At 71.1% G+C, this 12,745-nt stretch carries 5 protein-coding genes; all 5 read right to left on the bottom strand.

Translation table 11 applies throughout. The annotated features are described in order from the left end of the window. Nucleotides 1–266: 266 nt before the first annotated feature. Nucleotides 267–1,784: a lysine--tRNA ligase gene (lysS, locus tag BLV01_RS07220; RefSeq protein WP_091796045.1), complete on the bottom strand. Its 1,518-nt coding sequence runs from the start codon at nt 1,782–1,784 to the stop codon at nt 267–269. 316 nt (nt 1,785–2,100) lie between these two features. Next, nucleotides 2,101–3,229 (bottom strand): peptide chain release factor 2 gene (prfB, locus tag BLV01_RS07215; protein ID WP_139178542.1). Its coding sequence is split into 2 segments (ribosomal slippage): nt 2,101–3,153 and nt 3,155–3,229, totalling 1,128 coding nucleotides; the frame shifts between segments, so codons are not numbered across the junction. Between the two features lie 271 nt (nt 3,230–3,500). Then, the gene (locus BLV01_RS07210) at nt 3,501–6,575 is read right to left on the bottom strand and encodes a VIT domain-containing protein (protein WP_254782543.1); all 3,075 of its coding nucleotides are present in this window, start codon (nt 6,573–6,575) and stop codon (nt 3,501–3,503) included. Nucleotides 6,576–6,777: 202 nt separating this feature from the next. After that, nucleotides 6,778–9,423, bottom strand: a complete 2,646-nt coding sequence (locus BLV01_RS07205) for a beta-mannosidase (RefSeq protein WP_091796039.1) — start codon at nt 9,421–9,423, stop codon at nt 6,778–6,780. 318 nt (nt 9,424–9,741) lie between these two features. Beyond that, nucleotides 9,742–12,624 (bottom strand): TonB-dependent receptor plug domain-containing protein, encoded by a 2,883-nt coding sequence (locus tag BLV01_RS07200; protein WP_091796036.1) that lies wholly within the window; start codon nt 12,622–12,624, stop codon nt 9,742–9,744. Nucleotides 12,625–12,745 lie beyond the last annotated feature (121 nt).

The raw sequence follows: 12,745 nt of genomic DNA, 5'->3' as shown, positions 1-12,745 counted from the left end.
CATTCATCACGCTTTGTACGCAAACCCGATAAGCGAACGGCCAGCGGGGGCTGGCCGTTGTCGATAGTGCACGACGTGGCGGCCGGGCGCCCTGGGCCGCATCGGCTCCAGTGCGCGGACCGCCGCAGTATGCCCCGATCCGGTCGCGTGCGCTGCGATGGGCGCGGCTGCGGCGCGGGCACGGCCCGCGTTCGCGCGGCCGATGCGTCCGCGCAGCGCGACGTGGCGACGGCCCGCGCAGTGCGGCGCGGGCCGCCGCGGCCGGCTCAGGCGCCGGCTTCGGGACGCATGTACGGGAACAGCAGCACGTCGCGGATCGAGGACGAACCGGTCAGCAGCATCACCAGCCGGTCGATGCCGATGCCCAGGCCGCCGGTCGGCGGCAGGCCGACTTCCAGCGCGCGGATGTAGTCGGCGTCGAAGTGCATGGCCTCGTCGTCGCCACCGTCCTTCTGCGCCACCTGCGCCTGGAAGCGCGCGGCCTGGTCCTCGGGGTCGTTGAGCTCGGAGAAGCCGTTGGCCAGCTCCTTGCCGCCGACGAACAGCTCGAAGCGGTCGGTCAGTTCCGGATCCAGGTCGTTGGCGCGCGCCAGCGGGCTGACTTCCACCGGGTGGTCGGTGATGAAGGTCGGCTGGATCAGGGTGTGCTCGACGGTCTTCTCGAACACCTCCAGCAGCAGCTTGCCCCAGCCGTAGGACGGCTTGACCCCGATCTTCAGGCGCGCGCAGTGGGCGCGCATCGCGGCCAGGTCGCGCAGTTCCTCGCGCTTGATCTCCGGGTTGAGTTCCAGCACCGCCTCGGTCATCGACCAGCGCCGGAACGCCGGGCCCAGGTCGATGGCGTTGCCGTCCCACTCGACCTGGGTCGTGCCCAGCACGTCCGTGGCCGCGTGGCGGATCACCGCCTCGGTCAGGTCCATGATCTCGGTGTAGGTGGCGTAGGCCTCGTACAGCTCGAGCATGGTGAATTCGGGGTTGTGCCGGGTCGACACGCCCTCGTTGCGGAAGTTGCGGTTGATCTCGTAGACCCGCTCCAGGCCGCCGACGGTCAGGCGCTTGAGGTACAGCTCCGGCGCCACCCGCAGGTACAGCTGCAGGTCGAGCGCGTTGTGGTGGGTGACGAAGGGCTTGGCCGTGGCGCCGCCGGGGATGTAATGCATCATCGGCGTTTCCACTTCCAGGAAGCGGCGCGCATCGAGCCAGGCGCGCATCGCGCGGATGATCTTGGAGCGCTTGACGAACACCTCGCGCGAATCGGGCGAGACGATCAGGTCGACGTAGCGCTGGCGGTAGCGCTGCTCGACGTCGGCCAGGCCGTGGAACTTGTCCGGCAGCGGCCGCAGCGCCTTGGTCAGCAGGCGCAGCGACTCGGCCTTGACCGACAACTCGCCGGTCTTGGTCCGGGTCAGCGGGCCTTGCGCGGCGACGATGTCGCCCACGTCCCAGCCCTTGAACTTGTCGTAGGTCTCGCCGAGCGCGTTGGCCTGCAGGAACAGCTGGATGCGCCCGGACTCGTCCTGGATCTGGACGAAGCTGGCCTTGCCCATGACCCGCTTGAGCAGGATCCGGCCGGCGACGGCGACGCGGTGGGCCTGGGCGTCGAGCGCTTCCTGGGTCCACTGGTCGGCGTCGGCGTAACGCGCATGCAGGTCGCCGACGTAATCGCCGCGGCGGAAATCGTTCGGGAACGCGATGCCCTCCCCGCGCAGCGCCGTGAGTTTCGCCCGGCGCTCGGCGATCAGGTGGTTCTCGTCGAGGGGCGGCTGCTGGGTTTCGTCGGTCATGGTCTTGGCGATGCGGATGGGGGATGCGTGAGGGGGCAGATTACTGAAGTCGCGCGACGCGTGCGCGAAATGCCGGCCGCGGGCGGCGGGCGATCCGGCGGGGCCGGGATCGGGAATCCGCGTCGAAAGGATGTCACGGTGAAGCCCTGGGTTCCCGCTTTCGCGGGAACGACGGCGGGAGGGACATGCAGTGCGCGCAACAGCGCGGGCCAACGGAACGGACGGGGGCGGACGCGGCAAGCCGGAAGACGCCGCGGGCGCGCTGCGGCGCCCGAGGCCGGACCGGAGACGGCATCGCCGCCTCCGGCCGCGCGGCTTACACCGCGTCGCTGCGTTTCGAGCCCACTTGCAGGCCGGCCTTGAGGCTGGCCTCGACGAATTCGTCGAGATCGCCGTCGAGCACCTTCTGGGTATCGCTGCGCTCGATGCCGGTGCGCAGGTCCTTGATCCGGCTCTGGTCGAGCACGTAGTTGCGGATCTGGCTGCCCCAGCCGATGTCGGACTTGGTCGCCTCGACCGCATCGCGCTCGGCGTTGCGCTTCTGGATTTCCAGCTCGTACAGCTTGGCCGCCAGCATCTTCATCGCGCGGTCGCGGTTGGCGTGCTGGCTGCGCTCGGTCTGGCAGGCCACCACGATCCCGCTGGGGACGTGGGTGATGCGCACCGCCGATTCGGTCTTGTTGACGTGCTGGCCGCCGGCGCCCGAGGAGCGGTAGACGTCGGTCTTGAGGTCGGCCGGGTTGATCTCGATGTCGATCCTGTCGTCGACTTCCGGCGACACGAACACCGAGGTGAAGCTGGTGTGGCGGCGGTTGTCGGAGTCGAACGGCGACTTGCGCACCAGCCGGTGCACGCCGGTCTCGGTCTTGAGCCAGCCGTAGGCGAAATCGCCTTCCACGCGGAAGGTGGCCGACTTGATGCCGGCGACGTCGCCGCCGCTGACTTCCATCAGCTCGGCCTTCCAGCCGCGCGACTCGGCCCAGCGCAGGTACATGCGCAGCAGGATTTCGGCCCAGTCCTGGGCTTCGGTGCCGCCGGCGCCGGCCTGGATGTCGACGAACGCGAACGCGCTGTCCATCTGCCCGGAGAACATGCGGCGGAACTCGAGCTTCTCGACTTCCTTGGCGTAGCGCTCGACGTCCTCGACCACGGCCAGGGCGGTGGACTCGTCGTCCTCCATCTCGGCCAGTTCCAGCAGCTCCAGACCGCCGACCAGGCCCTCGGTCAGGGTGTGGATGCCGTTGACGACCTTTTCCAGCGCGGCGCGCTCGCGGCCCAGGTTCTGCGCCCGTTCGGAGTCGTTCCAGACGTCGGGGCTTTCCAGCTCGCGGTTTACTTCTTCCAGACGCTCGACTTTGGCGTCGTAGTCAAAGATACCCCCTGAGCGAATCCAGCCGGCCCTTGAGGTCGGCGATTCGCTGGCGGACGGGATTGAGTTCGATCATGTCCGGGTGTGCTTGTGCGGATGAACCGGCGATTCTAGCAGGCCACGAGGCCCCCGCGCGGCCCGCCGCCCCTGCAGGAGCGGCGCGAACCGCGACCGCGCCCTCGCCCGCCGCGGCGCGGGCGGCCGCAGCCCGCGCGCAAGTTTGGCGGGGCGCGGATCGCGGGCCGGCGCGGGAGCGATCGGACCTCGCATGCGCGACGCGGCGGGCGGCTTCGCGGTCGCGGCTTGCGCCGCTCCTACACAGAGCCGACCCCGCCGCGTCGCGGCGGTCACTTCACTTCGAACTCGCCGACCAGGACCGTGTCGCGGGCGTCCTTGAGCCGCAGGGTGACCTTGCGGTCGACCTGCCCCGCCCCGCCAAACCCGGTGCTCAGCCACAGCTGCAAGGTGGTCGCGCCGGTCACCAGTTGCTGGCGGCTGCCGTAGAAGTTGGCCTCGACCTTGTACTTGCCCGGCTTGGGCTTGCGCAGCGAGAACTCCTCGGGGCCGTAGCCGCCGGTGAAGTCGTCGGTGATGCGGCCGCCCTGGAAGGTCTGCTTGTGGCCGTAGAAGCACTTCTCGCCGTTGGGGTCGGTCACCCACAAGTCCATGTCGGAGTCGTCGCTGTCCCAGCTCAGCACCGCGCGCAGGCCCAGCGGCAGGTTGCGGCGCAGGCGCGGGTCGACCCGGCCCAGGTCGGTCTGGCCTGGATGCGCCGCGGCGATCGCGTTGAGCTCGGCCAGGGCGATTTCCTCGATCCCGGGGAAACGCGCGTCCCAGTCGCGCAGGGCCACTTCGTAGAGGTTGTCGACCGCGCGCTGCGGCTGGCCGGCGGCGGCGTAGGCCAGGCCGAGGTCGCGGAAGCTCTGCGGCTCTTCCTCGGCCAGGCGCAGCACCCGCTCGAACACCGGCACCGCCAGCTTCGGCTCGCCGATCTGCAGCAGGCGATAGCCGAGCACGCGCAGGATGTGGCGGTTCTCCAGGTCCAGCTCGGCCAGGTTCGACAGCACCCGCAGGGCCAGGTCGCGCTGGCCCTTGGATTCGAGCACGTCGGCGACGTCGAGGTAGAACGCGGTGCTGGCGGCGTGCGAATCGCGCTCGTCCAGGTACAGGCGATAGACCTGCTCGACCGGCGCGGCGCGCAGGCGGCGGGCGTAGGGCGAATCGGGCTGCCAGGGCTGCAGGGCGATGCTCGCCGCGCGCTCGGCCGGGCCGGCGGCGCCGGCCTTGGCTTCCGCCGGGGCGGCGATACGGCTGCCGGTGACCTCGATCGTCTCCAGCGCGGTCGCCTGCGCGGCCGGCGCCGCGGCCACCGGCGGCGGCGCCATCGCGACCGGCGCCGCCGGCGCCGACACCGCTTCCTCGCGCACGGCGCGCTGCTCGGAGCGGCGCCGCAGCGAATCGGCCTGGCTCGCGGCGGCGTCGGCGGGGGCAGCGGCGTCGGCGGGCGCGGCCTCGATCGGCATCGGCGGGGCGTAGTGCACCGTGCCGTCGCCCGGCTCGTCGTCCAGTTCGTAGCCGCCTTCGCCGGCGGCGTTGACGCGCGCCACAAGGCCCTTGGGCGGGTTCTTCGGCCAATCGCGCTGCCACCAGTCGATGCGCCGCGCGTACAGATCGGCGACGCGGTCCAGGCTGGCCTTGCGGACGCTGTCGCGCTCGCTGGCCTGGGCGGCCTTGAGCCGGCGGAACTCGTCCTGGCGGTCCGGCGGGGCGATGTCGTAGCGCACGTAGTCGGCGATGTCGTCGAGCACGATCAGCGAGGTTTCGCCGGTGACCACGCCGAAGCCCTGGCCCAGGCGCGCGATCGCGGCGCGGTTGGCGTCGGGGTCGGCTTCGAGCCGGGCGATGGCGTAGCGCGCCCACAGCCGCGCGGGGAACGCGGAGGCCGGCGCGTCGGCGCCGATCTTCACCGTCTCGGTGCGTTCGCCGCGGCCGTCGGCCACGCGCAGATGCAACTCGGCGCGGGCGTCGCGCAGGCGGCCGGCAATGCGCAGCAGGCCGTCGTCGGGGAACGCGGACTGCACTTCGATCTGGTCGGCGCCGAGCGCGTCCGCAGCGAGCAGGCGCGGGCCTTCTTCGAGCAATCCGGCGGCGACGCGGTCGAGTTCGCCGGCGCGCTGCCAGCTCAGCAGGCGGCCGCCGTGGGCCTGGGCCAGCGCGCCCAGGCGCGCGGCGTCGGCATCGGCGCCGGCCGAGTTCAGCGCGTACAGGCGCTGGCCCGGCGCCAGCGCCGGCACGCCGCCGGCGCCGTAGTTGAACAAGCCGTCGCCGAACAGCAGGTACTCGCCGACTTGCGGGCGCGCCTGCCAGCTGTCGGCGGCGGTGGCGCCGTCGTAGACCGTGCTTTCCAGTTCGCGCCGCAGCGCCGACCAGTCGCCGTTCTCGATCTGGAACGCGCGCGCCGGCTCGGCGCGGTCGCGCAGCCGGATCAAGCTCGCCTCGATGCGGCCGGCGCGGCGGAAGTAGCGGTCCAGCAAGGCCAGCTCGCTGGCGTGGTCGCGCTTGCGCCCGGAGGCCGAGCTGTCCCACACCACCGCCACCGACGCCGGAAGCGTGCGCGGCGCGCTGGCGCCGCGCAGCGGCACTTCGGCGAGGAAGTAGCGCTCGCCGGCGTGGTCCTGGACGTAGGCGCGCGGCGCGGTCGCGGCCGGCACGTTGACCGCCAGCCGGCCGCCGGCCGGCGCGCGCGCCAGCGCCAGGGTGTAGCCGCCGCCGCGCGAACTCACCCGCGCGTCGGCGCCGGCGCCGTCCACCTGCGGCTTGGCCGCGCTGCGCAGTTGCAGGTCGAAGGCCTGCGCGTCGGCGGCGAACGCCAGCGGCAGCTCGAAGCGCCATTGGCCGTCGTGGCGGCGTAGCGCCTCGCGCAGTTCCAGCCGGACCCGGCGCGTGCCCTGGGCCGGGATCGGATAGATGCGCAGCTTGAACTGGTTGCCGGCGGTCTGCTCCAGCAAGGCCGGGTCGGCGCCGCGGCGCTCGATCGCCTCGAACACTTCGCGGCCCTTGTCCTTGGGCACCGGCACCGCCGGCCGCAGGCGGCCGTCGATGTCCAGGGCGAAGCCGTCGATCTGCTGGCCCTCGCCCAGCGGGAACTGCAGTTCGCCTTCGAGCACGCGGCCGTTGGGATTGCGGAACACCAGCTCGATCGCGGTATGGGCCAGGCCGCCGCTGAGTTCGGCCTCGATGCGCGCCGATTCGAGCCGGATCGGGGTTTCGGCCTCGCGCGCGACCAGCAGCGGCGCCGGCGGCGGCGCGGTGACGTCGCCGCGGATCGGGGTTTGACGGGAAGCGGGCTGGCCGACCGCGGCCAGGCCGATCGGCAGGGCCAGCATCAAGCCGGCCAGGGCAACGGGAAGACGGGAAGTCACCGGGTGCGTCCTTGTAGTGGGCGATGGGGCTGTCAACGCGCAGCGTGGCGCGATGGGGTCAGCCGGTCCTTCGTCCAGCATCGGAGCAAACCCGGGCGCCGCGCAATACCGGCGCCGCGCCGGCCGCAGCCGGCGCCGCCGCGGCGTTGCGATGCCGCGCCGGCAGCGCGGCGGCGCCGGTGCGCCGCCGCCCCCGCCCGCCTCAGCGGCGGTACAACGACCGCAGGGTGAGGGCGCGCTGCAGCGCGTCCAGGTCCGCCGCCGACTTCAGCGCGATCCGCACCGTCTCGCCCGGCAACAGCGTCAGCGCGTTGTCGTCCAGCGCGACATCATGGTCGCCGAAGTCGATCCACACCGCCCGCGCCAGCGCATCGGCGTGCAGCTCGAGCGCGTAGCCGGCGCCGTCGCGGCGCAGCGTCGCGCTCAGCTTCGGGTCCTGCCAGGCCAGATGCCTGGACTCGGCGAAATACACCACGTTGCGCGAGACCGCGCGGCCGTCGACGAGCAGCTCGAACACCGCCGCGGTGCGCGCGGGATCGGCGCCGCGCAGCAGTTCGGCGTCGCTCCAGCGGCCGGCGCGGGTGGCGCTCAGCGGCGCCAGGGTCGCGTTCTCGCGCTGTTCGTGGCGCAACGTGCCGTCGAAGTCGATCACCCGCAGCCGCCATTCGCCGCGCACCGGCTGCTGCCGGTCCGAGATCAGGCTCAGCTCGGTCTCGGCCTTGCCCGGCCGCCGCAGCGGCGCGATCGCCAGCTCGGCGAAGAACCGCTTGGCGTGGAAATGCAGCGGCTTCCAGCGGCCGAAGTAATCCAGGCTGGCCCAGGACGCGCCCGGCCAGACATCGTTCAACTGCCAGTACAGCGAACCCATCGTGCGCGGGCGCGAGGCGCGGTGGTGCAGCGCGGCCAGTTCGATGCCCTCGGCCTGGACCTGCTGGCTGAGGTAGACGAAGTCGGCGAAGTCGCGCGGCTCGCCGTACTCGCCGCGCACGTACTTGAGCAGGCGGGTGTTGCCGTCGCCGGCGAGGAACTTCTGGTGGGCGCGGATCACCGGCGTGTCGATGCCCTGTTCTTCGGGCTTGGCGAACGCGCCGATCGTGCGCAGCGACGGCCAGCCCTGCAGACCGTACTCGGACATGAAGCGCGGGGTCTCGTCGAGGTAGGCCGTGGCCGGCAGCGCCGGGCCGCCCCACACGTCCCAGTAGTGCTTGTCGCCGTTGTTGGAATCGTTGGCCTTCTCGGCCAGGTCGTTGCTCGGCGAGCTCGACCAGTACGGCACGCCGGCGCCGTCCTGGGCGACGACTTCGCGCAGGTCCTTGCCGAACAGGGCGACGTAGCCGTTCCAGACCTGCTCGGCGAACTGCGGGTCGGCTTGCTTGAGCGTCTTGCCGTGGCCCCAGTCCTTCCAGGCGGTCTCTTCCTCGTTGTTGCCGCACCACAGCACGATGCTGGGGTGGTTGCGCAGCCGGCGCACGTTGTCGCGCGCCTCGGCGACGACGTTGGCGCGGAACGCCGGATCGAAGCCCGGCGGCATGCCGCCGCCGAACATGAAGTCCTGCCACACCATCAGCCCGAGTTCGTCGGCGAGCTCGAAGAAATCGTCGGACTCGTAATAGCCGCCGCCCCAATTGCGGATCATGTTCATGTTGGCGTCGCGCGCGGACTGCAGGTCGCGGCGCAGGCGCTCGCGGGTGACCCGCGCCGGGAACGCGTCGAACGGGATCGCGTTGGCGCCCTTGGCGAACACCTCGATGCCGTTGACCACGAAGGCGAAGCCCTGCCCCGTGGCGTCCTTCTCGCGCTTGAGCTCGACCCGGCGCAGGCCGGTGCGGCGCTGGGCCTGGGCCTGCACGCCGTCGGCGTCTTCGATGCGGGCCTTGAAGGTGTACAGCGCCTGCTCGCCGTAGCCGACCGGATACCACAGGCGCGGGCGCTCGATCGTCAGCGGCAGCGAGACCGTGTTGCGGCCGGCGCGCAGCCGCGCCGGCTGGCGCAGCGTGGTCGGCGCGCCGTCGGGGCCGACGTATTCGACGTCGATCGCGGCGCTGCCGGCATCGACGCTGTCGATCTCCAGCACCACCTCGCCCTGCGCGCGCTCGCGGCCGACCGCGTGCGGCCGCACGTGCAGGTCGGCGATGCGCAGGCGGTCCCAGCTTTCCAGGCGCACGCCGCGCCAGATGCCGGCGCTGACGTAGCGCGGGCCCCAGTCCCAGCCGTAGTGGTAGCCGGGCTTGCGCGCGAAGTTGCCGGTCATCGCGTCCTTGGGCTCGTCGCCGTACGGCGAGGGGTAGTTGCCGGCGATCTTGTTCGGCATCGCCGACACCCGCGGCAGCAGCTTGCGGATCGGCGATTCGAAGCTCACCCGCAGTTCGTTGCCGCGCTCGCGCAGGCGGCCGTCGACCGGCAACCGCCAGGTGCGGAAGGAATTGTCGGCGCGCAGCAGTTCGCGGCCGTTGAGGGTGACGGTGGCGAAGGTGTCCAGGCCGTCGAACACCAGTTCGTTGCGCGCGCGCGCGAGGGTGGCCGCATCGACGTCGAAGGTGGTGCGGTACTCCCAGCCGGCCAGGCCGATCCATTGCAGCTGCGCTTCCGGCGCGCCGACGTAGGGGTCGGCGATCAGGCCCGCGGCGAGCAGGTCGGTGTGGACGTGACCGGGCACCTGCGCGCCGCGCCACTGGGTCGCCGCGCGGTGCGCGGCGGCTTGCGGGTCGCCCGGTTGCAGGCGGAACTGCCAGCCTTGGTGCAGGTCGCGGCTGGACAGCGGCGCGGCCTGGGCCGCGGCGGCGAACAGCAGCGCGGCGAAGGCGGCGAGCAGGCGCCAGGAGGACGGAGGCCGTGCGGTCTGGGGCATGGGGTCACCTGTCGGAGTCGGATCGCGGGCCGGCGCTTACGCGGCCCGGGAGGAAATCGTCGGCGGCTGGGTCCGGCCGCGCGCGGCGGCGCGGAAAAAAACGGGAGCGCGCTTCCCGCGCTCCCGCTCCGAGGTCCGGACAAGACCTCGCGGCACGCATTCCGAGGGTGGCCGCGAGGGTTTACACCGCCTTGCCCGGGAGGTCCGCCGCCACGCCGGAGCGCATCACTGGAGCAGATGCGCGCCGGCCCGGCCGCGGGGTGCTGCCGTCCGCGCGGGCCCGGGCGGCCCGCGCGTCCGATTCGGTACGAAACGCGATCAGTCGAACTTGTAAACGAATTCGGCCGAGATTTCACGACCCACGCGGGTGAACACGCGCTCGTTGGCGTAGGCGAAGAACTTCTTGTACGGGTCCTTGTAGTCCGCTTCGTCGAGCAGGTTGTCGACGTACAGGTTGACCCGCGCCTGCTCGGTCAGCTGGTAGCCCGCGGTCAGGTTGAAGTACACCGGCGCCTTGAGCTTGCCGACCATGTGGCAGCTGGTGTCGGTCTGGCCCGGCAGGATCGGCGCGCATTCGTTGTAGCCGTCGCCGTTGACGTGGCCGACGCGGTTGGCGAACAGGGTCGCGTTCCACGGGCCGCGGCTCCAGCTGGCGCTGGCGCGGGCGAAGGTGCGCACTTCCTTGTCGCGGTTCTCCTGCATCGGCGAACCCGGGTCGCGCTGCTCGTCGTTCTTGAGCTGGTTGGTGTAGTTGAACTGGAAGCTGAAATCGCCGTAGCGGGTCGCCGGAATCTTGTAGCGCGCGGTGAAGTCCACGCCGGCCACTTCGCGGTAGGCGATGTTGATCGGGCCGCTGAACACCGACACCACCTGCCCGATCGGATAGTTCGGGTCGGCCACGCCGAAGGAGTTGGTGCCCGGCGCGCTGCGGGTCACCCGCGAGACGATGTCCGAACACGTCGACGAGCCCGGAGTGACCTGCATGCGGTCGCTGGCGCGGCGGGTGCGGCCGTTGCGGCACTGGCTTTCCAGGTCGAGGATGTCGGCGATGTCGAAATCGCGGACCTGGTTGTCGATGGTCATGCGCCAGTAGTCGGCGCTGAACGACAGGTTCTCGGCCGCGTCCCACACCAGCCCGGCGCTCCACGACTTGCCGGTCTCGCTTTCCAGCTTGAGGTTGCCGGTGCGGGCGATGTTGTGGCGGTAGTACAGCGCCTGCGTGCTGCAATCCGGGCCGAGGCCGCGGTTGATGCAGGTCGACACGTCGGTGTCTTCCTGGGTGCCGGTGCCGCTGGTGGCGAACAGGTAATGCATGTCCGGCGCGCGGAAGGTGGTGTTGTAGGCGCCGCGCACCAGCAGGCTTTCGATCGGGCGCCACTCGATGCCGGCGTTCCAGGTGAAGTTGCTTTCCTTGCGCGCGTCGTCGTCGTAGCGGTCGAAGCGGCCGGCGCCGGTCACGTCCAGGGTCTTGAACACCGGCACCTTGAATTCGACGCCGACCGCGTAGCGCTTGCGGTCGCCGCCGCCCTGGTTGGTGCCGCCGGGCTGGTCGTAGAGCTTGTTGGCGCCGAAGGTCAGCGGGTCGGGGGTGAGCCGGTAGCCCTGCGAGCCGGCCTCGATCACGCCGGCGAAGCCGACCGGGCCGGCCGGCAGCTCGAACAGGTCGCCGTTGACCGAGAACTGGGCCTGGTTCATCCACGACTCGGCGCTGCTCTTGCCGCGGGTGGTGAGCTGGCGGAAGGTCTCCGGCGTCATCGGGTTCCAGAACTTGTTCTGGTCCAGCGCGTACACCGGCAGGCCGTTGTTGGTGCCCAGCTGCGGCCCGAGGAAATAGCTGTCGACCGCGCCCTGCAGCATGCCCGGGAAGCTGAAGTCGACCGTGTACTCGGTGCGGCCGACCATGGCGTCCCAGTTGAAGCGCTCGCCGAAGCGGCCGCGCAGGCCGGCGGCCAGGTCCCACGAGCGCTCCTTGGTCTCGAACAGGAACGGATCGCGGCTGCCGGCTTCGGGCACGGTGAAGGCGCGGCGCGCCTGGTAGCTGCGGCCGGTGGTCTGGTCGTAGAACGCGCCGCCGCGGTTGAGTTCGAAGCGCAGCGCTTCGTCCTGGCGCGATTCGCCGGTGCTGTCCCAGACCGAGGCGCTGACCCAGGCCTGCATGCCGTTGTCGAAGTCGTAGCTGAAGTTGCCGAAGCCGGAACGGTTGTCCGAACCGTTGCGCAGGCTCCACAGCGAGTTGCCGCGAGACTGCGAGCAGCTGTAGCCGGGGAACTCGGGCGCGTTGCCGTCGTTGCCGAGGAAGTTGTGCAGCGGCAGGTCCTGGAAGCGGTCGCAGGCGCCGGCCGGCGGGGTGACGCGACGCTTGGACGCGGTGTCGATCAACTCCACGCCCCACACCCACGGCCACGGGTCGTTGACCAGCGGCTTGACCGTCGCCGCGGGTTCCAGGTCGGAGGCCAGGAAACCGCGCTGGCCGGCGAAGATGGTCTCGCGGCCGCTGAACTGCACGCCGTAGGTCGCGCTCCACTTCTCGCCGGTGCGCCCGCCGGTCCACGACAGGTCGTAGGAATCGCCGCCGCCGCGGGTGGTGGTGCCGCCCTTGATCCGCACCTCGTCGCCGTTGAAGTTCTTCTTCATGATGATGTTGATCACGCCGGCCATCGCGTCGGAGCCGTAGATCGCCGAGCCGCCGCTGGCCAGCACTTCGATCCGCTCCACCGCCGACATCGGGATGTTGTTGAAGTTGGCGAAGTTGCCGCGGCCCTCGTACGGCAGCGGGTAATCGGCGACGCGGCGGCCGTCGATCAGCAGCAGGGTGCGGCCGGGGCCGAGGTTGCGCAGGTTCAGCGGGCTGGCGTTCGGCGTGGGGCCCTTGTTGACGTCGGCCTGGACCGAGCCGGTGACCTCGGTCAGCGAGCTCAGCGCCTCGTATACGTTGGCGAAGCCTTCGCGCTTGATCTGCTCGGTGGTGATCACGGTGACCGGCGCCGGGCCTTCGATCTCGGCGCGCTTGATGCGCGAACCGGTCACGGTGATCTTGTCGATGTTCTTGGTCTCGCCGGCCGGCGCGGCGTCCTGCGCCTGCGCGGCCAGCGGCAGGTACAGCGCCGCCAGCAGCGCCGCGCTGAGCGCGTTGCGGCGCGCGCGCGCGGCGGCGGCTTGCGGTGCGAGGCCCTGCGGCGTGCGGTCGTGTCGTTGAGTCATGGCTACCCCTCCCAATCGCGGCCGGATCGACGGCCAAGGTTTGCGTTCTTGTGGTGGTCGCGGGCCGTTCGAGCGGCGCTGCGGGTTTTGTTGTGCGTGATGGCGTGCTTTATATTTTGGA

This window comes from Lysobacter sp. yr284 (assembly GCF_900107375.1).
Classification (GTDB): Bacteria; Pseudomonadota; Gammaproteobacteria; order Xanthomonadales; family Xanthomonadaceae; genus Lysobacter.
The sequence above is the reverse complement of the archived record's forward strand: the minus strand, read 5'-3'. Positions and strand labels throughout refer to the sequence as shown.

Coding starts and splice junctions, on each gene's coding strand:
- lysS (WP_091796045.1), bottom strand. CDS start 1,784: ATGACCGACGAAACCCAGCAGCCGCCCCTCGACGAGAACCACCTGATC.
- BLV01_RS07205 (WP_091796039.1), bottom strand. CDS start 9,423: ATGCCCCAGACCGCACGGCCTCCGTCCTCCTGGCGCCTGCTCGCCGCC.
- BLV01_RS07200 (WP_091796036.1), bottom strand. CDS start 12,624: ATGACTCAACGACACGACCGCACGCCGCAGGGCCTCGCACCGCAAGCC.